A 23114-nucleotide genomic window follows, 5' to 3' on the forward strand; every position below is an offset into this window, starting at 1 on the left:
GCAGCGTTGAACAATCTGGATCAAGGTCTGTTTCGTCTCGATAGCGGTCTGACCATGTGTCCCGGCCTTAACGGGAAGTCGATCAAATTAAGATCCCAGAAATGCCGCGCGTCGTTCCTGGAGCGCGCTGCAAAGGTAGTCGACGAAAAGCCGGACCCCGCGCACCCGGCGCAGATCGCTGTGCAGGAGAACCCAGGTCGAACGCCGCTGGTCGAGTTCGGTGCCGGGAACGCGTTGTAGCTCGGGGAAGACCGCCGTGACCCAGGTCGCAAGGAAGGTCATCCCCGCGCTGGCTCGGACCAAGTGCAGATGCATTTCCGGGTCGGGCACAGAGTGGCGGACGCGCGCCTCTGGGAAGGCGGATTTTGCGATCATGGTGGAAAGCTCGGGCACGTCTCCGTAACCGATCCAGCTCAGACCGCGCCCCTTGCGGTCTGCCGCAGGTAGCACCCGGTCGATGTAGTCCCGCGACGCCACCACGCCGATCGACAGTGGAAAGAGCTTGCGCCCCACCGCGTCGTCCTCGATCGCCGCGGCGTGGCGGATCGAGACGTCAGTCTCATTCCGAGCGATCGAGTCGAGCGTATAGGCAAGCCGCAGCTCGATTTCGATCTCAGGATAGAGCGCGGCAAATTCGGCCAGCACCGGCGCCAGCAGGTAATGCGCCGTCATCGGATCGGCCGACAGCCGGATGCGCCCCGCAGCCTCGCGGTCGAGCCCCTGCACCGCGTTGAACCCCTTGAGCAATGCCGCCTCGGCTTCGAGCGCCTGCGGCAGCAGCCGCCGCCCGGCTGCCGTCAGAGACAGGCCTTCCGCGCCGCGCCGGAAGAGCTGCGTGCCGAGCTGTGCCTCAAGCGCCTCGACTTGGCGGCGCAGGGTTGCATGGGTGCCGCCCAGTTGCTCGGCCGCGGACCTGAGCGAACCGTGTCGCGCAACGGCAAGGAAGGCGGGAAGAGATTTCCAGTCCATGCGTCACCCGGATCGTTTTTGAACCACTTTGGGTCATCATAGGCCCTGCACGGAACGAATTGAAACCTTTATTCCGATGGAAACCTCAGGACCAAGGAGATCCCCATGACCGCGACCCGCTCTGCCTGGCACATCCCGCGCTATGGCCGCCCCGACGTCCTCACCTCCGTCACGCTTCCACTGGCCGAACCCGGCCCGTCAGAGGTGCTGATCCGCATCGACGCTTCTGCCGTCACCCGCGCCGACGGCATGATGCGCAAGGGCGAGCCACTGTTTGCCCGCCCTTTCCTTGGCCTGCGGCGTCCGCGCAACGGGCTGTCCGGCACAGGCCTGTCGGGCGAGGTGATCGCGGCCGGTGGGAAGGTTAGCCGTTTCGGGCCGGGCGACATGGTTTTCGGCGAGGCCGGGATGCGCTTCGGAGCAAATGCCAGCCACATCTGCCTCGACGAGGGCGGGGTTCTGATGCCCAAGCCCGACAGCCTGCCGCATGAGGATGCGGCGGTTCTGTGCGACGGCGTGCTGACCTCATGGCACTACCTGTGCAACCTCGGTCAGGTCCGAAGCAGCGACCGCGTCTTGATCCTCGGTGGGGCCGGCAGTTTGGGCAGCGCAGCCGTGCAGATCGCCGCCAACATGGGCGCAGAGGTGACGGCCACCAGCAGCGCTCGCAACGCCGACCGTGTCGCGTCCCTCGGGGCCACCTGCGTGATAGACTACAACTGCGAGGAGGCTTTGCAGCGCGGCGCCGGATACAACTTGATCTTCGACACGGTAGGCGTTGCGTCTTTTTCGGCCGCCAAACCTGCGCTTGCCGCGGCGGGGCTTTACCTCTGCCCGGTGCTGACGCTGGGGCGCTTACCCGCAATCCTGCTTTCGCGCCTCGTGGGGCGGAAACGAGCGTTGTTCGCAGCCGCGGGCCTTGAGAAACCTCAGCGCCTGCGGATCATGCTGTCCGAGATCCTGGCCCAGATTGACCAGGAGCGCCTCGCCCCGGTCATGGACCGGGTCTACCCGCTGGCCGACCTGATCGAGGCGCACGCCTATGTCGAGACCGGTCGTAAACGCGGCAATGTCGTAGTGGTGTGATAGTCTCGCAGGAAAGCGAGCGCCGGAACCACAAATTCTATCGGAGAGACTATTATGAAAATGAACTACTTTGTCGTTGGAACAAACGACATGCACGCATCCAGGGCCTTCTACGGAGCTCTTTTCGAAGGCATGAGCCTACAGAGCATGTCACCCTCGGATCGCATGACATATTGGCTTGGCGAGGATTTTGCCTTCGCCGTTGCAAGACCTTTTGACGAAAAGCCGGCGACCAACGGGAATGGCACGATGGTGGGCTTTTGCGTCGGCGCCAGGGAAGATGTCGAAAGGATGCACAGCCGGGCGCTGGAGCTTGGCGGCACCTGCGAAGGCGCGCCCAACCAGCGTGGCCCGAAGTTCTCCGCCTATGTGAGAGACCTCGACGGCAACAAGCTGTGCCTGTCCGACTGAGCATTTTCCGTTGAAGTGGTCCAGACTTCATCCTTCGCTTGTTTGCTCTCAAGGCCGCCGTGCGCAACCACACGAAGTCGGTCGCCCTCTATTGCGCCGAGCAACGGTTGAACATCCGATGCAACTCGATCCACCCCGCTGCCGTCCTGACCCCGATTTGGGAGCCGATGCTGGGAACCGGCCCCGATCGTCAGGCGCGCATGGCGGCCTTCGTCGCGGACACACCACTGCGCCGGTTCGGTGACCCCAACGAGGTCACCGCCTTGGCCGTCATGTTGGCCTCAGATGAGGCGGCCTACATGACCGGGGCGGAGCTCAATATCGACGGCGGCGCCGAAGACAGATTGATTTGTTTCAAACCAATATGCTTTCCCGAACGATCGCTCCAGGGAAGCTACGATGCGGCAATAAACGTTTTGGTGAAGGTTCGGGTCGGGTCGACCGCTACGCCTGGTAGTTCAGAGCGTCGCGGGGTTTTTCCGTGGCAGCGGAAGGCAGCCTCAAGCCCATGATCACCGATGTTGTCTTTAGCACAAACGACCGCACCGCTGGATCGGCGCTCAACAGCCACTATTAGCCTTGTCCGCAGAACCTTAATCGATTGCCGAAGGGATCGTTCACTTGAAAACGCTGCGGCGAAGATGAATGGCTTCTTCGGTGACGCGCGGTGCCGCATCGAAGGTCTCTTTGGACAGCCGGAGTGGGGCGGTCGTGTCGCGCGCAACCATGCTCCAAAAGCGAGACGCTTGGTCTTGGTCGCGCTCAATAAGGCCTCGCAGCGGTCGTCCAGATCCGAAATTTGACAGTAGTCACCTACACCATGAAATGCAAAGGTCTGAGGTGACATGGCGCAGCCTCCTCTCACTGGTCCAGCGCCCTAAGAGAAGAGGCGAGAAAAGACCTGATCGCAACGATAGTTTCCTCGGGCTTGTCCCAGACCATGTCATGTCCCGCGCCTTCGATCACCTCCAGTCGTGCATCCGGAAAAAGTCCGATGTGCCGGGCCTGAAGCGGCGCGCCGGTCCAGTCGTTGCAACCGCCGGCAAGGATCAGGATCGGACCGGAGAAGGCGAGGCCAGGCGCGATGGCGCCGAGCGATGCGGCCGGGTCGCTCCAGAAGGCGTCGCTGGCGCTGCTGCCGAAGCGCCATGCGGGGGTGTCGTAGGTCTGCCCCGGGCAGTGGTAGGGGTTCGCCGGATGGTTGGCGAAGGCATGAACGACCGTTCCGACGATGCTGTCCCGCGCCGCCTCTGCATCCCCGGTCACGCCGCGCGCGCGGACCCCCCCCAGAAGACCGGCCCAGACCACACGCGGGCTGCGCGAGAGCGCGGCGCGCCGGGACTCGAAAGAGGTCAGGCCTTCCGCGTCAAGAAAACCGGGCTCGATCAGGACGGCGCGGGAGACCACCTCGGGGCGATGGCCGAGGTAAGCCGTGGCCAGCATCGCGCCCCAAGAATGGCCGATCAGCAGAACGGGGCCGCCGCCGTGCGCGGTGATCAGCGCATCGAGATCGGCAAGGTGATCCGCCATGCCCAGCCGCGCTTCTGTCACCCGCTCCGACAGGCCCGCGCCGCGCTGGTCGTAGAAAAGGACGCGGTAGGTGTCGCTTAGCGCCTCCAGCGCCAGCAAAGACCGATGGTCGCCGCCCGGACCGCCATGTAGCACAACGGCGAGCGGTGCGCCTTCCGCTTCGGCGAAGCGGCCATGCAGCAGGACGCCCTCACCATGAAGCCGGGGCAGCGCAGGGTCGTCTACAACCGTGGCGGGAACCTGCGGCGGCACCCGCGTGATCCACATCAGCGATGCGAAGCCGATGGCAAAGAGACCAATGAGGATGACGATCAGAGAAATCATGGGGCGCAGCATAGGGGTTGTCCTTGGGTAATGTCTTCGGACATTCTGTAGCCGCCGGTTCGGCAACGGTATGACCGGGCGCATCAGGATCTTGACCCCGGAGGACAGACGCATGTCGGATCAGACCATGGCCGCCGGGTTCGCCTCGGCCTTTCTCGACTATGCCGTGGCCGAGGGTGCGCCGCGCGCGGGCCTGCTTGCGACAGCAGAACTCTCCGAAGACGCGCTCGGCGATCAGGACACGCGCATTCCCGTTTCCGCCTATCAGGCCCTCATTGCCGCGGGGATCGAGGCCGTGGGTGACACGTCGCTGCTTCTGCGCCACGTGCTGGAAACCCGGCTGGAGACCATGTCCATCGTCGGGCAGATCGTGCATGCCTCCTCCTCCTTTCCGCACAGCCTCGGTCAGCTCAATCGTTACGCGCGGCTCATGGCGGATGTTCCGATCCCCGGCAGGCAGGACCGCTTCGGAATCGCGCGCGAAGGCGGCGCGGTCTGGCTGATCGATCACCGCCCCTGCGATGGAAGCTGGATGGCGACGGAGGCGAGCTTTGCGCGGTTCATCTCCGAATTCCGCCGCTCTTCCCCCGAACACCCGTTCGAGCAGGCGCTGGAGGTGACATACGCGCCGCCGCCCCATGCCAACCGCTACCCCGATCTGTTCCGAGTGCCGGTGACCTTCCGCGCCGCGCGCAATGCGCTGCGTATCAATCCGGTCTGGCTCGACGAGGCCTTCGACGGCGGCAAGGAGTATGTCTTTGGTGTCTTCACGCGTCATGCCGACGGGCTGCTGGAGGAGCTTGCGACGCACGACACCGTGCGCGCAGCCGTCGAGACGCGGATGCTGGCCGACTTGCACGAAGGCACGCTTTCGATGGACCACATCGCGCGCGATCTCGGCATGAGCCGGCAGACCCTCTACCGCCGCCTGAAGGACGAGGGGATCACCTTCGCGCAGGTCCACGACGACCTGCGCCGCCGGATGGCGATGGATTACCTCAGCGCGCGCAAGGTCTCGGTGGGCGAGGCGGCCTACCTGCTGGGCTTCTCGGAGGCCTCGGCCTTCGTGCGGGCCTTTCGGCGCTGGACCGGGACAAGCCCGACCGCCTGGCTTGCCGATTGATACCAGCGGTCAATCTGTTGATCCCTGGGGTCATGCCAGCGGTCGATGCAGACGCGTAGACCGGCCTTCGACACAACACACGGTCGAAGGAAACAAGATATGAAACCGATGCTGATTGCCCCGCTTAGCCTGACCGGACTTCTGGGCGCCTGTGCCGACATGGGCACGAATGTGGACCCGATCCTCGACGGCGCGCCGAACGCGCAGTTCCAGAGCGACCTGTCTGCCTGCCGGAGCCTCGCGCGCAGTCAGAAGCAACTCGATCACGAGACGATGGCTGCAGCCGCCATTGGCGCCGGGATCGGTGGTCTCCTGGGCGAAGTGGACGACGATGGCGATGCACTCGGCGGGGCTGTTGCGGGCGCACTGGCCGGCACCGCGATGGGCGTGTCCGAGGCGAGTGAGACGCGCGAAGAAATCGTCTTGAACTGCCTTCGCGGCCGCGGCCACGCGGTTGTCAATTGAGGGAGGGCGCGATGCACGACATCCACACGCGCATGACCGGCCTGCACCACTTTCTGACGGGCGTGCCGCGCCAGCCGTCATGGCGGTCCACCTATCCGCCGCGGCACCTTTGGGGCGATATCGGCCTGCCGGTGGATCAGACGCCCGAAAAGCGGTGCTCCCGCCCGGCGCGCATCTTTCGGTGGCGGTGAGGGCAGGCCGATGACCCAGACCCTCGCCTTCGCCTACGCCGGCCTGACCGCGTTGCCGGTGCTAATGCACTTGGCCAACGCGGCGGGCGCCCCTCTCGGACGGCTGACGGTCGGGGGCCGCTTTCCCGGCTGCCTGCCGCCCGCCTGGCGCGTGCTCGCGCTGGTCCAGGCGGCGCTGCTTTGCACGATGGCCGGGGCGGTGCTCGCCCGGGCCGGTATTGGCCCATTGCCCGTGGCCGTCCTGTTCTGGCCCGCGGTCGTCCTGACGCTGCTGTCGCTGGCCGCCAATGCCGCAAGCCCCTCGCGCCCGGAGCGCCTGCTCTGGACGCCGGTTCTGTTCCTCATGACCGCCGCCGCGCTTGGCGTCGGTTTCCTCTGACCCGGAGAAGATCCATGAACGTTTTCATCGCTGGCGCGACTGGCTACCTCGGACGCTTTCTCTGCGCCGAATACGCGCGGCGCGGCCACCACGTCACGGCGCTGGTCCGCGATACTGCCCGGGCCGAAGGGCTTGCCGATGTGCTGGTAGAGGCCGAGGCCACCCGACCCGAAACGCTGACGGGCGTCATGGACGGCGTGGACCTCGTCGTCTCGTCACTCGGGATCACCCGGCAGGCCGACGGGCTGGGCTATCGCGAGGTCGACTTTCAGGCCAACCTGAATCTTCTGCGCGAGGCAGAGGCGGCGGGCGTGAAACGCTTTGCCTATGTCCATGTGCTGAATGCCGACGCCATGGCCGGCGTGCCGCTGGTCGATGCCAAGGCTGCGCTTGTCGAGGCGCTCCATGCCTCCGACATGCCCGCGACGGTGATCGCGCCAACCGGGTATTTCTCTGACATGGGCGAGCTCTTCGCGATGGCGCGGCAGGGCCGTGTCTGGCTGTTCGGCGACGGGTCGCAGCGCCTCAACCCGATCAACGGCGCCGACCTGGCCGAGGCCATCGCAGACGCGACCGATGCGGGACGGGGGTGGGCCGAGATCGGCGGCCCCGACGTGATGACGCAGGACGAGATTGCGCTTGCCGCCTTTGCCGCGCTGGGGACCAAGCCGCGCATCACCCACCTCCCGGATGCCCTGCGCCGCGCCGCGCTTGCCATCCTGCGGATCCTGCCGCGCCGCATGAGCGGCCCCGCGCGCTTCTTCCTGACCGCGCTCGGGATGGACATGGTCGCGCCCCGCTACGGGACGCGGCGCCTTTCCGACCATTTCGCACGCCTCGCCGATGCGGCAGACCACCCGAAAGGACACCGTCCATGACCCTCCGAAAAGCCGGCGGCCTTGCGGCATCATTTCCAACTTGAGCAGGTCCTCTGCCGCGTTTTGGAACCACTTCAGGTCTATGGTAGACGCTGGCTCCTGACAGCGTGGGTGATTGATCCAAAATTCGAGATTTTGAGTTGCGGTCTTCTCGACGCTCCGCCCCTTGTCGTTCCTTTTTTGAATTAGATCGCAGACACGAGGTGCTGATTTTGAGCATTCTTCTTGCTTGGGAGCAAGTAAACCCAGTTGTATCTGGGCCAAGGTGTCATCTCGCCACTTCCTGGCGTCCTTGAGGCTGGTGAACGTCTTGCTTATATTGATTGGACCACCGTCGGTCCTGCGACGGATTTGCGCGCAGTATCTCGGGAGGCCGTCTTTCGGAGCGCGTGCCGAAATGAAGGGTTCGTCCGAACAGTCTTCTACTGTGGGCAAGTTATCTGCTTTGGTCGAAACTTGCGTCCGCTTGGTCTGTTTCGGCTTTCGCGAAGAGTCTTTCTTGCTGGTCCCGGAACTTTCGGCAGGTCGCGGCTGGGCGGGCAGTTCTGCGCGGAAGGCAAATGGAGAACCCGCTGCGCGGTCACGCGAGATTTGCTGGAGTAGTTTTTTGGAGCTAACTTGGGTCGTGTGAGACATGACCGTCCCTTCCTCGTTGATCGTCGAGAACGGGGTGTCACTTCGATCTGGCCGGAAACCGTCCGAATGGGGTAAGTCGGGGCTCCGCCAGAATCAGGTGGTTCGCCTGACCCTGGCGGAGCTCTGGCTCGGACATGATTGGCGGGATGGATGTTGCTACTCGGTAGCAAGCTGTCTTGGAAAACCCACGGAAACCGGGGAAAACCCCCGGGAATCACGAGAAATCCCGTTAGGTGGCTGTCTGTGTGCGCGGAGACTAAGTATTTGAAATTAAATGCAAAATATGCGTCACGGCTTGCCGTGGCACCCATGATGGATTGGACCGACACCCATTGCCGGACCTTGCATCGGCTGCTGTCGCGGCATGCGTTGCTGTATACCGAAATGGTCACCGCGCCGGCGTTGGTGCGGGGCGGGGCGGTGCATCTGTTGGAGTTCACGCCGGACGAACATCCCGTAGCCTTGCAGCTGGGCGGGTCCGACCCGGCGGAGCTGGCGCAGGCGGCGCGGATGGGGGCGCAGGCAGGCTATGACGAGATCAACCTGAACGTCGGCTGCCCGTCGGACCGGGTGCAATCGGGAACCTTCGGCGCGGTGCTGATGAAACAGCCCGGCCTGGTCGCTGAATGCGTGGCGGCGATGCGCGAGGCGGTGGATGTCGAGGTGACGGTGAAATGCCGCATTGGCGTGGATGACCAGAAGCCGGAGGAGGTGCTGCCCGAATTCCTCTCCCGCGTCGGGGCGGCGGGCTGCGAGCGGTTCATCATCCATGCCCGCAAGGCCTGGTTGCAGGGGCTGTCACCCAAGGAGAACAGGGATATCCCGCCGCTGGATTATGACCTGGTGCAGCGGATGCGCGGCCTGTTCGGCGGGCTGCATCTGTCGATCAACGGCGGCATTACCACGTTGGCCCAGGCGCGCGGCTTTCTGGATGCCGGGCTGGACGGGGTGATGGTGGGGCGCGCGGCCTATCATGATCCGGCGGCGGTGCTGGTGGGGGCGGATGCGGCGATCTTCGGCGATCCCGGCGGGCTGTCGCCCGAGGATGCGGCCCGCGCCATGTTGCCCTATATCGAGACCCACCTGAGCGCGGGGGGCAAGCTGTCGCAGGTCACGCGCCACATGCTGGGCCTGTTCCAGGGCCGGCCCGGCGCGCGGGCCTGGCGGCGGATCCTGTCGGAGGGCGCGCACCGGCCCGATGCCGGCCCGGCGCTGGTCGAACGTGCGCTGCGCGAAGTCACGGCACGGGCAGCCTGACCGCCCGCCCGCGGTACCGATCCCCGACCGCTCAGGCGGTGACGATGCGTCGCCGGAAAGTCAGAAGCATCAGTACGAAGCTGATCGTGGCGCACATGGCGATCGCGGCGACCATCGGCGCTTCGCTGCCATCGGTGAACGGCCCCACGAGACCGATCATCACGCCCCCGGCGACCATCTGCATCGTCCCCCCGAGAGAGGCGGCCAGCCCGGCCAGATCGCCGTGATCGTCCAGCGCCAGAACCATGGTCGTCGGGATCACCAGCCCCAGGAAGGCGTTGCCGATGAAGAGACCGGGGATCACCACATACATGCCGCCCACCCCCGAAAGCACCAGCGTCAGCAGCACCAGTTCGGAGACGAAGAACCCGGTGACGCCCAGGCGCACCAGCCGGGTGATGCCGAACCGCGCACCCAGCGGCCCGGCCATCTGCGAGGCGGAGAAGAAGCCGACCGCGTTCAGCGCGAAGGCGATGGAGAACCCGGTGGGGGTCATGCCGTAGCTCTTGGTGTAGACAAAGGTCGCCGTGGCCAGGAAGACGAAGAAACTGGCCATGCCGAATCCGCCGATGAAGGTCAGGCCCATGAACATCGGGTCCGTCACCAGTCGCCGGACACCCCGGCCCATGGCGGCCAGGCTGAAAGGGCGGCGCTTTTGCGGGGTCAGGGTTTCGGGCAGCACGAAGGCGGTCAACCCCAGGCTGAGCACCGCCAGCGCCACCAGCACGCCGAAGATCGCGCGCCATTCTGCAAAGGCCAGCACCAGGCTGCCTGCCAGTGGCGCCAGCATCGGCGAGACCGAGATCACCAGCATGATCATCGCCATCAGCCGCGTCGCCTCGGCCCCGGTGTAGCGGTCCCGGATCACCGCGCGGGGGACGGCCATCAGTGCCGCGCCGCCCAGCCCCTGAACAAAGCGCCAGGCGATCAGCGCCCCCAGCGTGCCCGACAGCAGCGCGCCGACCGATCCGATCAGGAAGATCCCCATGCCCAGCATCAGCGGCGCCTTGCGGCCCATCGCGTCTGCCATCGGGCCATAGATCACCTGTGCCAGTCCGAAGGCCAGAAAATAGCTGGACAGGGTGGCCTGCACCGCCGCCTCGGTCGCGCCGAAATCACGGGCGAGGTCGGGCAGGGCGGGCAAGTACATGTCGATGGCGGCGGGGCTGGTGAGGGACATCAGCCCCAGGATCAGGGCAAGGCGGAACATATCATGAACCTTTCGGCGGGCGGACGGCAGAGCTGGGAAGACTCGGGCGGGATGGGAATTGCGCCGCCTCCATGACCCTGTGCGGGGCGGGTGCCAAGGAACATTTGCGCATCCCCGCCTTTGCTCCCTCCATGCCCGCGCCACCCGGACCCACCCGATGCAGCCCGCACCGCCCGGCGACCGCCCCGCCGCTCCGGTTCGGCCTGGCTGGCTCCCTGTCCCAAGGGGGCGCCTTGTCCGCCAGCGGCGCCAGTCTTGCGCCTGTGGGGAAAAGCTGCTTCTGCTGCGGCGGTCAGGAATGGGAGACGACGATGGATGATTTCGGGCTGCTGATGTCGATGGGCGCGCTGCTGGTGGTGATCGGGGCGCTGGCGGGCGTGCTGGCCGGCCTCCTGGGCGTGGGTGGCGGGATCGTGCTGGTGCCGGCATTCTTCTATGCGTTCCAGACGCTTGGCTATGACGGCCCGGGGCTGATGCAGGTCTGCCTGGGGACCTCTCTGGCGACAATCATCGTGACCTCGGCCCGGTCGTTGCAAAGCCATCACCGCAAAGGCGCGGTGGATTGGGCGATCCTGCGCGGCTGGGCGCCGGGGATCGTGCTGGGCGCCATTGCGGGGGTCACGGTGGCGGCGGGGGTGTCCTCGCTGGCGTTGCAGGTGCTGTTTGGCTGCCTGGGTATCGTGATCGGCCTTTACCTTGCGTTCGGCAAGCCGCATTGGCGCATCGCGCAGGAGATGCCGGGCCTGCTGACCCGGTCGGTTCTGTCGCCGGCCCTGGGGTTCCTGTCGGTGCTGATGGGCATCGGTGGCGGCAGTTTCGGCGTGCCGGTGATGACGCTATATGGCCGGCCGATCCACCGCGCCGTCGCCACGGCGGCCGGGTTCGGAATGCTGATCGCCGTGCCTTCGGTCATCGGCTTCGCGGTGCTGGACATTCCCGCCACCGCCCGTCCGCCGCTGACCCTGGGGGCGATCAACCTGCCGGCCTTTCTGCTGGTCATTGCCATGACGCTGATCACCGCGCCGCTGGGCGCGCGGCTGGCCCACGCGACGGACCCGCGCCCGCTGCGTCGCATTTTCGCCCTGTTTCTGCTGGTTGTGGCGGGGAACATGCTGCGCGGGGCGATCTTTGGTTAGAGTTTGGTTCCGATTTGACGACAATGCCGGGGGGTGCGGCTTATAGCGCGCTGATCCGGCAACAATTCCGCCCCCTTCGGCCAGTTCCGGCCGATTGCGCGTACCAGGGGCAGGGGCCAGAAAAAGCCGGAATTCCGGCGTCTTCACCGCATGTTTGGATGGTGTTCTGCACGGGAGCCTTACGGGGAATCCGAATCCATGCTGGAACTCATCGTCGTCGTCATCCTTGCCGCCATCGGCGTGGTCTTCACCTCCTACACCGGAGAGGAGGAAAGCCTGGCCGCCGCCCGCAAATCCGCCCGTCATGGTGCGGATGAACGGGCCGACAGCGTCGGCATCTTCGGGATCGACGTCGGACGCAAGCGGCGCGGGGCGCGGGCGGCACGGTCCGGGCGGGGGGCGAAGTCCGACAGCGCACCCGCCACCACCTCCGCATCCGCGAAGTCGCGCGATGCGGATAGCGCCGACACGGATAGCGCCGACACGGATAGCGCCGACCTCTGGCCCGGCGCGGCGCGGCCAGCGGAGGACAGGTCCGACGTCCGGCCCATGCCCGCCATGGCCGCCGATTGGGACGACGACGTGAACGAGGCCTGGGCACATCGGGCCGGTGATCCCGAAGATCCCGCCGCCGCCCAGGGCCGCGCCATCTTCGAAGACCTGCCGGAGGAGGACAGCCAGCCAGCCGAAGCCTCCGGCCATACCCGCAGCGTGACCGACACCGCCGCCCTGCGGGCCGAGTTCCGCGATTTCGCCGCGGCAGAGCTGGAAGCTGCCGATTTTGTCGACCCCCCGCGTGCCGAGGACGTGAACCAGGGCCGCCGCGCCCGCGCGCGGTCCGATACGGCGGTGGACGAGGGCCGAGGCGAGGCCAGAGCCGGCGACCGTCTGGGCGATCTGCTGGATGCTGACGGCGCCCCGACCCTCTCTACGGAGACAATGCCCGAGATCCCGATCATCGAGGATTTCAACCCCGACGAAGACCAGATCGTCATTTCCTACCGCCCTTCCCAGGCGGGCAGCGGCCGGATCGGCATCCTGCCCGATCCCGACCGCCCCGGCGCCGCGCGGATCACCCTGGGGGGCAGCGTGGTGGCGGTGGTCATCGACGGGTTGGGCCGGGTGAAGGCCCATCACATCGACCTGGTGCAGGAAAGCGCACAGGTCGCCTGAGCGGAGCGCGGCCTCCAGGCCCGCAGCGCGGATGCCACCACGGCGGCAGCGGGGCCGCTCCGCGCAACCAGGGCACGCGCAACGCCCATGTAAAGACCGGGTATACTGGAATTGGTGCCGCGCGCGGGGGCTGGGGGATTCGGCGCCTCGGCGGGGCGGCTTGGGTATGGGAGGCATCGCTCCGACCGCCCGGCTTGGTCTTCGGTGGTGGCGGAGGGACGCGCGGTGGCCTTTCCCCGGTCTGGACGGCGATGTCTTCCGGGCCTGCTAGGGGGCGGTCATCACATCGCGGACGGTGCCCTATTCCTTGCCCGGATCCCGCTTTTTCAGGCGCGCGGCGCGGCCGCCCCGGCGTTCGGCCTTCAGCGGGCCACGGGCGGGCAGTTCGGCCATGATCTGCTGTCGCTCCGCCTCGCTCATCCGGGCCCAACCGGTGATCTCGTCGATGGAGCGCAGGCAGCCGGTGCACAGCCGGGCCTGCGGATGGATCACGCAGATGTTGATGCACGGAGAGGAAACCTCCTCCCGCTTCCAGATCTCGCGGCCGCCGCTCATGCCGCCCCCAGATGGCGCAGCCGGTCCAGCGCGCCTTGCAGGATATAGGAGGCGGCGACGTGGTCGATCACCTCCGCCCGGCGCCGACGGGAGGTATCAGCCTCCAGCAGGGCCCGTTCGGCCGCCACCGTGGACAGCCGTTCATCCCAGAAGGAGATCGGCAGATCCGTCAGCCGTGTCAGATTGCGGGCAAAGGCGCGGGTGGCCTGGCAGCGCGGCCCTTCGGTGCCGTCCATGTTGCGCGGCAGGCCCAGCACCAGCCCGCAGATGCGGCGGCTGTCTGCAATCGCCAGCAGAGCCTGCGCGTCGGGTGTGAACTTCTTGCGCCGGATCGTCTCAAGAGGGGTGGCGACCCCGCGCATCGTGTCGCTGACCGCGACGCCGATTGTCCGGTCGCCCAGGTCCAACCCGGCCAACCCGCCGAAATCGGGCAAGGCGGCGGCGAATTCGGCCATGTCCTCGATGATCATTGCAGCACTCCCGCGCGGCGCGCCGCCGCATCAACCTGGTCCAGTTCGGCGGGACGCGCGGCAAAGACCTTTTGCGCCTCCGCATGAATGGCGCGGGCCTGCGCCGTCTCGTCCAGAACACCCAACGCGGTGATCAGCCGCGCCCATTCGGCGGCACTGCCGCCCTGGCGGGCCAGGCGGTCGGACAGGCTGTCGACCATGCCCCGGATCATCGCGGCGCGGTCCGCGTCATCCATGTCCTGCGCGGCCTCCATCTCGGCGAGGGAAGGGCCGGCCAGCGGTTCGGCTGATATCGGCAGGGTATAATTCGGGCGCCCGGCATCTGCGGCGACATCGGGGATCTGGCTGCGGATCGCGGCGATCCACGGCGCATCCGCCGGGCCGCGCCGCAGCAGCCGGTCCCACAGGCGGAACGCGACATCGGGGCGGCCGACCTGATTCATCAGCAGACCGAAGTAGTAATTGGCCACACCGTCATCGGGATCGCGGGACAGGGCGGTGCGCAACGACCGCTCTGCCGCCGGCGAGACATAGCCGCCCGCCGCCAGGATCATCATGTCGGCGTGATCGGCGAAATCGCGGCTACTGGCCTCCGGGCCGGTCAGCTCCAGAACGCGGGCCTGGGCCTGGTGGGCGGCGGTGAAATTGCCCAATGTCGCCTCGTTTCGGGCCAGCAGGCGCAATCCTTGCAGGTCGTCGGGACGGTCCGCCACGGCCTGTCGCAACTTTTCCATCAGGGCGGTGAACTCCTGCGACGGGGTGGCGCCGGGAATGGCAAGGGCTTCGGGCAGGCGGTCCTCTGCCTCCGCTTGCGAGGGACGGTCCGCCAGCCGGGCCTGGGCCGCGGCCAGCCGGTCGGCGCGCGGCAGATCGCCATAGCCCGGCGCGCCTGTCATCAGGTAGAGGGACGCCGCCCCCGCCACCACGGCCCCGGCCGCCAGTAGGGCGGGCCAGCGATGTGCGGTGGTCGTGGCGGGCCCGGCATCCGCACCGGCCCGGGCGCGGGCATCGGCGGCCAGCAACCGGCGGGAGATCTCGGTGCGCAGGCGGTCGCCTTCGGCCTGGGGCAGGGTGCCGCGCGCCAGGTCGCGATCGACCTCCGCCAGCTGATCGCGGTAGACGGCCACATCGAAGGCCGCCGCCGAGGTCGGGCCGTCGTCCTCCCCGCCTTGCAGAAGGGCGCGGGCCAGAACGGCGGCCACACCCAGGCACAGCGCGGCGATGATCACCCAGAACAGCATCGTGGGCATGGGCCCTCCGTGGTTGCGATGGGTTTCATCTAGCCCGCCGAGACGCCCCGAAAAAGGGACAAATGCCCGCGCCCGGTCAAGGTGTCGCAAGCGCACGTCATTGTGACGGTTTGCGGCGGGGCCGGAATGATGGAAAGACTAGGGTCGCGCAGAACCGGGGGCGCAGGTCGGACCCCCGGCGATCAGGCCCGGTGAAGACAGCCGGTCGAGATATCCGGTGTTCAGGGAGTTGCCGATGAAACGCTATTCCGCCTTTGCCATCGCCCGCGAGGCAGCCAGGTACCACAGTGGCTGGGACCGCGCCTGGCGGTCTCCCGCGCCGAAGCCGCATTACGACGTGGTGATCGTGGGCGCGGGGGGGCATGGGTTGGCCACCGCCTATTACCTGGGCAAGACCTTTGGAATCACCAACGTGGCAGTGATCGAAAAGGGCTGGCTGGGTGGCGGCAACACCGGGCGCAATACCACGATCATCCGGTCGAACTACCTTCAGGATCCGTCTGCCGCGATCTACGAGAAGGCGCGCAGCCTTTACGAGACGCTCAGCCAGGATCTGAACTACAACATCATGTTCTCCCCGCGCGGCGTGATGATGCTGGCCCAGACCGAACACGAGGTGCGCGGCTACAAGCGCACCGCCCATGCCAATGCCCATCAGGGCGTGCAGACCGAATACATCACCCCCGAACGGGTCAAGGAACTGGTACCGATCATTTCCCTGGACGGGCCGCGCTACCCGGTGCTGGGCGCGCTGTGGCAGGCGCGGGGCGGTACCGCGCGCCACGATGCCGTGGCCTGGGGCTACGCGCGGGCCTGCTCGGCGATGGGCATGGACATCATCCAGCAATGCGAGGTCACGGGCATCGACCGCGACGCGCAAGGCGATGTCGCGGCGGTGGAGACGACGCAGGGCCGCATCACCTGCGGCAAGTTGGGGATCGTCGTGGCAGGCCATTCCGGAGTGCTGGCGCAAATGGCGGGCTTTCGCCTGCCGGTGGAAAGCGTGGCCTTGCAGGCGCTGGTATCGGAACCGATCAAGCCCTGCATGGACGTGGTCGTCATGGCCAACACGGTGCACGGCTACATGTCGCAATCCGACAAGGGCGAGATGGTGATCGGCGGTGGCGCGGACGGGTACAACAACTACACCCAACGTGGCAGTTTCCATCATGTCGAGGAAACGGTGCGCGCGCTGGTGGAGACCTTTCCGATGATCTCCCGGTTGAAGATGCTGCGCCAATGGGGCGGGATCGTGGACATGACCGGGGATCGTTCCCCCATCATTTCACCCACACCGCTGGGAAATTGCTATATCAATTGCGGCTGGGGCACCGGCGGCTTCAAGGCGATCCCCGGATCCGGCTGGGCCATGGCCGAGATGATGGCCAAGGGCACACCCGGTCCGCTGGCCCGCGACTTCGGGCTGGACCGGTTCCGCGCCGGACGGTTCATCGACGAAAGCGTGGCCGCCGGGGTGGCGCATTGATCACAGGCGCGCTGGATATTCCCAAGGCCGGGCGGAGCGGGGCCTGTGCCCTATTCGGCCGCGATGCGCGGGTGGGTTCGGCGCATCCGGGCCTGCGCGCGCTCGATCTCCTGCAAGGCGAGACGGCGCAGGTTCAGCGGCGCGTGGTAGCGTTCGGCCAGCGCGGTGATCAGCCTGTCGGGATCTGTACGGGCAGCCGCCGGGCAGGGCGCGGAGGCAAAGCCTGTCAGCCCCTGTGCCACCGCATCGCGGAACAGTGCCTGTTTCGGCAGCGCCTGATTCAGATCCTCCGCCACGTGGCCAAAGGCCAGGGGTACGGGGTCCCCGCCCGCGATACCGCGCCCCATCAGCACGTAGAGACCCGGCCCGTGCGGCAGGTCGTCCAGCGTGTCATGGCGCGCAAAGCGGATCGGTCCGGGGACGCCGCTGCGCCGCGCCTCACCGGGATCGCGCGGATCGAAGACCAGCATGTGGCCTGTGGGGGCCGGGCTGTCCGGGGGAGTCTCGCCTTGGGTCATGTCGCCTTCGGTCAGCTCGCCTTGGGCCGTGTCGGGTCGGGTCAAGTCGGGTCGGGCCATGTTCGTCGCTCCATTACGCAACAGGGTGTCTACAGCTTGCCACAAGATCCTGTGGTAGGCCCCATGACGTACCGCAGAATTCGGTGGCGCCGGGGGGGATTGCCTACTTCATGTGCACAACGCCCCTTTGCGCCCGGCAGTTCCGCCCAACGGGCGGGGGCTGCGGCGCCTCGGCGCCAATCCGCCCGGCCGGTGGCCCGGTGGAACCTGCGCCGAGCGCTTGGTGTTGGCCTCCCAATCGAAGCAATTTCGGAGGGGCCACCATGGCTGACCAGCATTATCACACTGATTATCACACCGATCCCAAGCCGCGTTCGGGCGGCAGCGGGGCAATCGCCTTCGTCGTTGGCGGGCTTGTCGTCGCGGTGGGGATCGTTCTCTACATCGTCTTCGGCAATGTCGGCGGCACGGGTGATCCCGCCCCTGCCGGCGATATCGAGATCAACGCCACCTCCGACAGCGCCGCGGGTGCCGGCGGTGAAGGGGCCGCAGCTGATAGCGGCGCAGTTGCCGACAGCGCGGATGACGGTGCGGCGGCAAGTGCCGGTGCTGAAGCCGGTGCAGGCGCAGGTGCCGACACGGGTGCTGATGAAACGGGCGCTGCCGCAACGTCCGGCGCTGACGCGCAGAATTGATCGCGTGGGGCGGGCGGCCTTGCCGGTGCGCCACGGCCCTCGCTTGAATGACAACGACCGGGCGCCCTGGCGTCCGGGTCCGGGGCAGGGGGCGCAGGCCCGCTGCCCCGGTTCGTGTGCCATCGCGGGGCGCGATGATGCCCTGCTCCGTTCGCTCAGCTGGGCGCCGGATGCGGTCGTTTCCCGCGCAGACCCCGCCACCGGCACCTCTCATCATCCGCGACGTCTCCCCGCTTCGACAGGCGTCGATGCGCGGCAAGCCGCTGTAATCGCGCCGCTTCGTGTTTCGGGGGCGTGGAACCGGACCGCCCGCCGCGGCGTTGTGTCCACACTGCCTGGGAGAAGACAGGACCATCCGGTCCATTCCTTTTCCCTTGTCCCTTACCTGTCCCTAGGCCGGGCGCCATCGGCGTCCGGCCCTTTTTCGTGTCCGGCCCGCCGCATCGCGGCGTCCGGCACCGTTCCCCTGTCTGCACAACGGGAGGCCGCACATGCTGCTGCTTGACTGTCCCTATTGCGGTGTCACCGCCGAAGAGACCGAATTCCACGGTGGCGGCGAGGCGCATATCGCCCGCCCCGCCCCCCAGGCCGAGGCCGACATGTTCGAGGCCTACCTGTTTCACCGGGAGAACCCGCGCGGTGTGCATTTCGAGCGTTGGCGCCATGTGAATGGCTGTGGGAAATGGTTCAACGTCGCCCGCGATACCGCCACGCTTGAGGTCTTCGGCACCTATTCCGCCCAGATGACCGCGCCGCCCGACGATCTGCTGAAAACGATCCGCAGCCGCAGGCCCGATTTCGTCTGGCGCGATATCGCATGACCGGACCCGCCCTGACCCCGACGACCCAGCAGCCGCCCACAGCGCACAAGAACGGAGATTGACGACATGAGCACGAGACTGGCCAAGGGGGGGCGCCTTGTGGATCGCGCCCGGCAGATCGGGTTCACCTTCAACGGGCGTCGGATGACCGGCCTTGCCGGGGATACCCTGGCGGCGGCCTTGCTGGCCAATGATCAGATGCTGGTGGGTCGGTCGTTCAAGTATCACCGCCCGCGCGGCATCGTGGCATCGGGCGCGGAGGAACCCAACGCGCTGGTCGGGCTGGGCCGGGACGCACGGTTCGAACCCAACCAGCGCGCCACCACACAAGAGCTGTTCGACGGGCTGGAGGCGCAAAGCCAGAACCACTGGCCGTCGTTGGACCATGACGTCGGTGCGATCAACAACCGGCTGGCGCGGTATTTCCCGGCCGGGTTCTATTACAAGACCTTCCTCTGGCCGCGCGCCTTCTGGAAACATGTATACGAGCCGATCGTGCGCCAATCCGCAGGTCTGGGGAAGGCGCCCAAGGACCGCGATGCGGATCGGTACGAACATCTCTACGCCTTTGCCGACGTGATGGTGGTGGGCGGCGGCATCGCCGGGCTGACCGCCGCGCTGGAGGCCGGGCGCGCCGGCGCGCGGGTGTTGCTGGTGGAGCAGGGCGCCCATTGGGGCGGGCGCTGCGCCACCGATGGCGGACGCATCGACGGGCAGGTGGCGCATGAACATGTCGCGGCCCTGGTCGCCGCGTTGGAGGCGATGCCGAATGTCACCCTGCGCCTGCGCTGCATGGGGGCCGGGGTCTACGATCACGGCTACGTGCTGGCCTATGAACGGCTGGGTGACCACCTGCCGCCCGAGGCGGCGGAAGGTCCGCGCCACCGGCTGTGGCGGGTGCGGGCGGGGCAGGTGATCCTGGCTTCCGGTGCCATCGAACGGCCCTTGTCTTTCGCCGGGAACGATGTGCCGGGGGTGATGCTGGCCTCGGCCCTGCGGGATTACATCACCGATTACGGCGTTTCCCCCGGAGATCGGATCGTGGTTGTGACCAATAACGACGACGCCTATCGCAGTGCCATCACAGCCCGGGAAGCCGGGCTGGACGTGCCGGTTATTCTGGATGCCCGGCCCGAGGGCGGCGGGACATTGGCGGCGGAAGCCGCTCGTCTCGGCATCCGCGTGGAGACCGGGCGCGCCATCGCCCGCGTCACCGGGACCAAGCGCGTCACCGGCGTGGCCATCTGCGCCCAGTCCGGCGAGGGCGCGGTGACCGAGGAAATCGCCTGCGATGCTGTGGCGATGTCGGGCGGCTGGTCGCCGGTCGTGCACCTGTGGTCCCATTGCGGCGGCAAGCTGACCTGGGACGACGCGGCGGTGATGTTCCGCCCCGATGCCGACCGTCCGCCCACCGGTGCGGATGGCGCGGGCTTTGTCACCTGCGTCGGCGCGGCCAATGGCGCGCTGGCGTTGCAGGCGATCCTGTCCGACGCCCATGCCACCGGCCGCCGCATCGCGCAGGGGCTGGGCCATACACCCGCCGACACCGCCGCCCCCGTGGCAGAGGGGGAGCAGCCCGAAGCCCCGATCGTCCCGATCTGGGCCATGCCCCAGGGCGCGCCGCAGGCGCTGCGGGCCAAGACCTGGCTGGATTTTCAGAACGACGTGAAAGTCACCGATGTGCAGCTGGCCGCGCAGGAAGGGTTCGAAAGCGTCGAACACGCCAAAAGATACACCACGCTGGGAATGGCGACGGATCAGGGAAAGCTGAGCAATATCAACGGTCTGGCTGTTCTGGGGCGATCGCTGAATGCGACGATCCCGCAGGTCGGCACCACCACCTTCCGCCCGCCCTATACGCCGATCTCCATGGGTGCCATCGCGGGGGAGGCGCGCGGCGCGGCCTTCCAGCCGCTGCGCCGGACCCCGATCCACGACTGGCACACGCAACAGGGCGCGGAATGGGAGCCGGTGGGCCAGTGGCGCCGCCCCTATTGCTACCCCCGCGCCGGCGAAACCCGCGATGCCGCCGTCACGCGGGAGGTCACGGCCACGCGCAATTCGCTGGGGTTGCTGGATGCCTCAACCCTGGGCAAGCTGATCGTGACCGGCCCCGATGCCGGGCGCTTCCTGGACATGATGTACACCAACATGATGTCCAGCCTGAAACCGGGGCGCTGCCGCTATGGGCTGATGTGTTCGGACAATGGCTTTCTGATGGATGACGGCGTGGTGGCGCGGATCGATGACGATACCTTCCTGTGCCACACCACCACCGGCGGGGCGGAGCGGATCCATGCCCATATGGAGGAATGGCTGCAAACCGAATGGTGGGACATGAAGGTCCACGTGGTCAACGTGACCGAACATTTCGGCCAGATCGCCGTGGTCGGCCCCAATGCCCGCGCGGTGTTGCAGGTGTTGGGCACGGCAGAGATCGACGCGGCGGCGCTGCCCTTCATGGGCTGGGTGGATCGCATAGTTGCGGGTATCCCGGTGCGGATCTTCCGCATCTCCTTCTCGGGGGAACTCAGCTACGAGCTTGCGGTGCCGGCCGGCCACGCGATGCAGCTGTGGACCGCGCTGATGGAGGCCGGGCACACCTTTGACGTGACCCCCTACGGGACCGAGGCGCTGCATGTGATGCGCGCCGAGAAGGGGTTCATCATGATCGGGGACGAGACCGACGGCACCGTGATCCCGCAGGATCTGGGGCTGAACTGGGCGATCTCCAAGAAGAAGGACGACTTTCTGGGCAAGCGCGCCCAGGCGCGCGATCACATGCAGGATCCCGACCGCTGGAAACTGGTCGGACTGGAGACGCTGGACAATTCAGTGATCGAGGACGGCGCCTACGTATTGGCCGACGGCCACAACGCCAACAATCAGCGCAACATGCAGGGGCGCGTGACCTCGACCTATTTTTCCCCCACGCTGGGGCGGGGGATCGCGATGGCGTTGGTCCATCGCGGCCCCGACCGGATGGGAGAGGAGGTCGAGGTGACGCGCATCAGCGGTGGCGCGGTCAAGGCGCGAATTACCGATCCGGTGTTCTACGACAAGGAAGGGAAGAAACAGGATGTCTGACCCCCTGATCGCCACACCCGCCCCCGTGCCCGCCCTGGGCGGTGCGCAGACGCAGGGCCGGGCCACGCTACGCGAATTGCCGATGCAGGGGATGATTACCCTGCGTGGCGACCTGGCCGATCCGGCCCTGCGTGCCGCTGCCACCGGGTTGACCGGGCGCAACATGCCCGAGCGGCGCGGCATATCGTCCGAAGGCGACCGCGCCATCGCCTGGATGTCCCCGGACGAGGCTTTGCTGTTGTTGCCGCTGACCGATCTGCCCCAGGCGATGGACAAGCTGGGCCGCGCCTTTGCCGGGATGTTCCTGACGGCGGTGGATGTCAGCCACGCGCGCGCCCTGTTCGCGCTGACCGGCCCCGACGCGGCCGTCCGCGAGACCCTGGCCAAGCTGGCGCCGGTGGACATGGCCCCCGGCCGGTTCGAACCGGGCGAGCTGCGCCGGACACGCCTGGCGCAGGTTCCGGCGGCGTTCTGGATGCCGCAGGCGGGGGAGGTCCGGCTGGTCTGCTTCCGCTCTGTCGCGGGCTACGTGCAGGAGATCCTGACCACCGCCGCCGCCGATGGCGGGGAAACGGGGCTGTTCGCGGCGCCTGAGTGACCGGAGGCAGGGCGCCGCAAGGGCATCTCTTCGCCCACGGCCCCTTGACCTTCCGGTCGGCGCCATACCATCTATGCCCTGAGAGATTTCCACCAAACAAGGGAGGCCCACATGGCTTTCGAACTTCCCGATCTTCCCTATTCCCACGACGCGCTGGCCGATCTCGGCATGAGCCGCGAGACGCTGGAATACCACCACGACATCCACCACAAAGCCTATGTCGACAACGGCAACAAGGCCGTGACCGGCACCGAGTGGGAAGGCAAATCCGTCGAGGAAATCATCAAGGGCACGTATGATGCCAATGCGGTTGCCCAGAACGGCATCTTCAACAATGCGTCGCAATTCTGGAATCACAACCAGTTCTGGGAAATGATGGGCCCCGGCCAGACCGCCATGCCCGGAGAGCTGGAGAAGGCGATCACCGACAGCTTCGGGTCCGTCGACAAGTTCAAGGAAGACTTCAAGGCCGCCGGCGCCGGTCAGTTCGGCTCTGGCTGGGCCTGGCTGGTCAAGGACACTGACGGCGGCCTGAAGGTCACCAAGACCGAGAATGGCGTGAACCCGCTGTGCTTTGGCCAGACCGCGCTGCTGGGTTGCGACGTGTGGGAACATTCCTACTACATCGACTTCCGCAACAAGCGCCCCGCCTACCTGGACAACTTCCTGGAAAAGCTGGTGAACTGGGAAAACGTCGCCTCCCGCATGTAAGTGCGGCGACCGCGTGATACAGGCCCCGCCGGTGCGATCCGGCGGGGCTTTTTCTTTCCCGCCCGCTGGCCTGTCCTCTGGCCCGCACCCCGCCCGACATGTGACCGACAAACGCCCGCCTATTCCCCGAAGACCACGGAACCGCCGCGCCTCCC

24 protein-coding genes are annotated in these 23114 nt (G+C 66.8%); 17 read left to right on the forward strand and 7 right to left on the reverse strand.

Going from position 1 to position 23114, the window contains the following annotated elements; translation table 11 throughout:
* Positions 1–87: 87 nt before the first annotated feature.
* Entirely contained in the window at positions 88–969 is an 882-nt protein-coding gene (locus G5A46_RS11750) for a LysR family transcriptional regulator (RefSeq protein WP_163849567.1), read from the reverse strand.
* Between the two features lie 105 nt (positions 970–1074).
* On the opposite strand from G5A46_RS11750, the gene G5A46_RS11755 reads away from it, so the two are divergent.
* Genes G5A46_RS11755 through G5A46_RS19755 form a run of 3 tightly spaced genes read left to right on the forward strand, consistent with a single transcriptional unit; the run spans position 1075 to position 2978 of the window.
* Complete coding sequence (locus G5A46_RS11755) at positions 1075–2055, forward strand: NAD(P)-dependent alcohol dehydrogenase (RefSeq protein ID WP_163849568.1); 981 nt, start codon at positions 1075–1077, stop codon at positions 2053–2055.
* Between the two features lie 54 nt (positions 2056–2109).
* A complete protein-coding gene (locus G5A46_RS11760) occupies positions 2110–2466 on the forward strand; it encodes a VOC family protein (protein WP_163849569.1) in 357 nt (118 codons plus the stop codon).
* Positions 2467–2504: 38 nt separating this feature from the next.
* Positions 2505–2978 (forward strand): SDR family oxidoreductase, encoded by a 474-nt coding sequence (locus tag G5A46_RS19755; RefSeq protein WP_239520786.1) that lies wholly within the window; start codon positions 2505–2507, stop codon positions 2976–2978.
* Between the two features lie 349 nt (positions 2979–3327).
* Here the strand turns inward: G5A46_RS19755 and G5A46_RS11770 are convergent, their stop codons facing one another.
* Entirely contained in the window at positions 3328–4332 is a 1005-nt protein-coding gene (locus tag G5A46_RS11770; protein ID WP_163849570.1) for an alpha/beta fold hydrolase, read from the reverse strand.
* Between the two features lie 100 nt (positions 4333–4432).
* Between G5A46_RS11770 and G5A46_RS11775 the strand changes: the two genes are divergently transcribed.
* The 6 genes from G5A46_RS11775 (at position 4433) to dusA (ending at position 9249) form a co-directional block, all read left to right on the forward strand.
* A complete protein-coding gene (locus G5A46_RS11775) occupies positions 4433–5443 on the forward strand; it encodes an AraC family transcriptional regulator (protein ID WP_163849571.1) in 1011 nt (336 codons plus the stop codon).
* A gap of 99 nt (positions 5444–5542) precedes the next feature.
* Positions 5543–5908 (forward strand): glycine zipper family protein, encoded by a 366-nt coding sequence (locus tag G5A46_RS11780; protein ID WP_163849572.1) that lies wholly within the window; start codon positions 5543–5545, stop codon positions 5906–5908.
* Between the two features lie 11 nt (positions 5909–5919).
* Positions 5920–6099: a hypothetical protein gene (locus tag G5A46_RS11785; RefSeq protein WP_163849573.1), complete on the forward strand. Its 180-nt coding sequence runs from the start codon at positions 5920–5922 to the stop codon at positions 6097–6099.
* A gap of 10 nt (positions 6100–6109) precedes the next feature.
* Positions 6110–6478: a hypothetical protein gene (locus tag G5A46_RS11790; RefSeq protein ID WP_163849574.1), complete on the forward strand. Its 369-nt coding sequence runs from the start codon at positions 6110–6112 to the stop codon at positions 6476–6478.
* Between the two features lie 14 nt (positions 6479–6492).
* Positions 6493–7356, forward strand: coding sequence for an SDR family oxidoreductase (locus G5A46_RS11795; protein WP_163849575.1), 864 nt, complete (start codon positions 6493–6495; stop codon positions 7354–7356).
* A 900-nt stretch (positions 7357–8256) separates the two neighbouring features.
* Positions 8257–9249 (forward strand): tRNA dihydrouridine(20/20a) synthase DusA, encoded by a 993-nt coding sequence (dusA, locus tag G5A46_RS11800; protein WP_275585256.1) that lies wholly within the window; start codon positions 8257–8259, stop codon positions 9247–9249.
* 31 nt (positions 9250–9280) lie between these two features.
* On the opposite strand, the gene G5A46_RS11805 is transcribed toward dusA, so the two are convergent.
* Positions 9281–10459 (reverse strand): multidrug effflux MFS transporter, encoded by a 1179-nt coding sequence (locus G5A46_RS11805; protein WP_163849577.1) that lies wholly within the window; start codon positions 10457–10459, stop codon positions 9281–9283.
* A 311-nt stretch (positions 10460–10770) separates the two neighbouring features.
* Between G5A46_RS11805 and G5A46_RS11810 the strand changes: the two genes are divergently transcribed.
* Both G5A46_RS11810 and G5A46_RS11815 read left to right on the forward strand, forming a co-directional pair.
* Positions 10771–11595 (forward strand): sulfite exporter TauE/SafE family protein, encoded by an 825-nt coding sequence (locus G5A46_RS11810; protein WP_163849578.1) that lies wholly within the window; start codon positions 10771–10773, stop codon positions 11593–11595.
* A gap of 198 nt (positions 11596–11793) precedes the next feature.
* Positions 11794–12768, forward strand: coding sequence for a hypothetical protein (locus G5A46_RS11815; RefSeq protein ID WP_163849579.1), 975 nt, complete (start codon positions 11794–11796; stop codon positions 12766–12768).
* A gap of 300 nt (positions 12769–13068) precedes the next feature.
* Here G5A46_RS11815 and G5A46_RS11820 read toward each other — a convergent pair whose 3' ends face one another.
* The 3 genes from G5A46_RS11820 to ccmI are packed head-to-tail and all read right to left on the reverse strand — an operon-like array spanning position 13069 to position 15043.
* On the reverse strand, positions 13069–13323 hold the full coding sequence (locus tag G5A46_RS11820; protein WP_163849580.1) for a DUF1289 domain-containing protein: 255 nt from the start codon (positions 13321–13323) through the stop codon (positions 13069–13071).
* Positions 13320–13793: a Holliday junction resolvase RuvX gene (gene ruvX, locus G5A46_RS11825; protein WP_163849581.1), complete on the reverse strand. Its 474-nt coding sequence runs from the start codon at positions 13791–13793 to the stop codon at positions 13320–13322. The genes G5A46_RS11820 and ruvX overlap by 4 nt, the downstream gene beginning before the upstream one ends.
* Entirely contained in the window at positions 13790–15043 is a 1254-nt protein-coding gene (ccmI, locus tag G5A46_RS11830) for a c-type cytochrome biogenesis protein CcmI (protein WP_239520788.1), read from the reverse strand. Before ccmI ends, ruvX begins: the two co-directional genes overlap by 4 nt.
* A gap of 235 nt (positions 15044–15278) precedes the next feature.
* On the opposite strand from ccmI, the gene G5A46_RS11835 reads away from it, so the two are divergent.
* Positions 15279–16529, forward strand: a complete 1251-nt coding sequence (locus G5A46_RS11835; protein WP_163849582.1) for a sarcosine oxidase subunit beta family protein — start codon at positions 15279–15281, stop codon at positions 16527–16529.
* 50 nt (positions 16530–16579) lie between these two features.
* Here G5A46_RS11835 and G5A46_RS11840 read toward each other — a convergent pair whose 3' ends face one another.
* Positions 16580–17107, reverse strand: a complete 528-nt coding sequence (locus G5A46_RS11840; RefSeq protein ID WP_163849583.1) for a hypothetical protein — start codon at positions 17105–17107, stop codon at positions 16580–16582.
* A 263-nt stretch (positions 17108–17370) separates the two neighbouring features.
* On the opposite strand from G5A46_RS11840, the gene G5A46_RS11845 reads away from it, so the two are divergent.
* From G5A46_RS11845 to G5A46_RS11865, 5 genes are all read left to right on the forward strand, one after another.
* The gene (locus tag G5A46_RS11845) at positions 17371–17742 is read left to right on the forward strand and encodes a hypothetical protein (RefSeq protein WP_163849584.1); all 372 of its coding nucleotides are present in this window, start codon (positions 17371–17373) and stop codon (positions 17740–17742) included.
* 491 nt (positions 17743–18233) lie between these two features.
* Positions 18234–18563 carry a sarcosine oxidase subunit delta gene (locus tag G5A46_RS11850; protein ID WP_163849585.1) on the forward strand — a complete coding sequence of 110 codons (330 nt, stop codon included), beginning with the start codon at positions 18234–18236 and terminating at the stop codon, positions 18561–18563.
* 66 nt (positions 18564–18629) lie between these two features.
* Entirely contained in the window at positions 18630–21650 is a 3021-nt protein-coding gene (locus tag G5A46_RS11855) for a sarcosine oxidase subunit alpha family protein (RefSeq protein ID WP_163849586.1), read from the forward strand.
* Positions 21643–22248, forward strand: a complete 606-nt coding sequence (locus G5A46_RS11860; protein WP_163849587.1) for a sarcosine oxidase subunit gamma — start codon at positions 21643–21645, stop codon at positions 22246–22248. The genes G5A46_RS11855 and G5A46_RS11860 overlap by 8 nt, the downstream gene beginning before the upstream one ends.
* A 111-nt stretch (positions 22249–22359) precedes the next feature.
* The gene (locus G5A46_RS11865; RefSeq protein ID WP_163849588.1) at positions 22360–22959 is read left to right on the forward strand and encodes a superoxide dismutase; all 600 of its coding nucleotides are present in this window, start codon (positions 22360–22362) and stop codon (positions 22957–22959) included.
* The last annotated feature ends 155 nt before the right edge of the window (positions 22960–23114 follow it).

Origin of the sequence: Pseudooceanicola aestuarii (assembly GCF_010614805.1) — a bacterium.
Taxonomy (GTDB): Bacteria; Pseudomonadota; Alphaproteobacteria; order Rhodobacterales; family Rhodobacteraceae; genus Pseudooceanicola; species Pseudooceanicola aestuarii.